Source organism: Blautia sp. MSK.20.85, assembly GCF_013317245.1.
Lineage (GTDB): Bacteria > Bacillota > Clostridia > Lachnospirales > Lachnospiraceae > Blautia_A.
In genome coordinates this window covers 1-969 of the sequence record NZ_JAAIUN010000089.1, presented here as the reverse complement: position 1 = coordinate 969, position 969 = coordinate 1, and the positions used below count along the sequence as shown (strand labels likewise).

General features: G+C 42.8%; 1 protein-coding gene. It reads right to left on the bottom strand.

The genetic code is table 11. The annotated features are described in order from the left end of the window. Positions 1–969: CD1107 family mobile element protein (locus G5B12_RS17005; RefSeq protein WP_174088952.1), on the bottom strand; the 969-nt coding region annotated here is incomplete at both ends.

The following is a 969-nucleotide window of genomic DNA, read 5'->3' as shown; positions in this document are numbered from 1 at the left end:
CTCCGACTGCAACCAGTGCAATCAAAAGATACGTTCCAAATGGACTTTTATCTTCAGGCATCTGAATATCATCCTCTACCTTATCTTTCTCATCTGTCTCTGTCGTTTCCGGTTTTTCTTCCTCTGCTTTTTTCTCTGGTTCTGCATAAACCGTATCCACTTCCGGAAGTGTCACCGAATCAGAAAGTGTGAAGTTCATCAGATCTTTTTCACTGACTTCTGTAAGAAAATACACATTATCCTGAGATTTTGAATTGTCAATAATCAGATAGAAAATCTTACCACTCTTAGTTGAAATGGTATAAAACTCTTTTGTGCCTTCCGTAGCTGTTTTAGTAACAGAATCTGCTGTCTCGCCTTCTTTATTAAGCTGTTCCTCAATACCTGTCACTGTCCGATCATCCACGGTTCCTTTTGCATCTGTCGGCTCAGAAGCCTGTGCATCCTGCGGAAGCGGTGAAGTCGTTGTTTTCTCAGTCCCAGTTGCATCTGCACTGGTCGTGGTTGCCATTGCACCATTACTGTCAATGGAAGTTTTCTGTTTCTCTGCCTGCTTCTTTGCCCATTCATAATAAGGATTCTGTAACACATACTTTTCAGACGTATTTCCGGCACCGTCTGTTACCGTAATCTCAATCTGTTTTGTAGTAAAATCTTTCTGTGTCAATTGCACTCTCAGCATTCCATCCTTCAAGTCTGTATAAGTGGTGCCATTGACTGTTACTGCAGTAATCCCTGATACTGTATCATTCCCCTGAATCGTCAGCACACCATCTGTCAGGGAAGCAGAGAGTGTAGGCTTTTCCGTGTCATAACACTTAATAGAGCGATTCTGCTCATAGACCTTCCCCTCACCATCTGTCACACGCACATACACTGTCTGGTTTCCAGTGATCGTGATACTTCCACTTCCGGTTACATCCTGCCAGCTTCCATCTTTTCCTGCTTTTGCTTCAATCTTTGCTATTG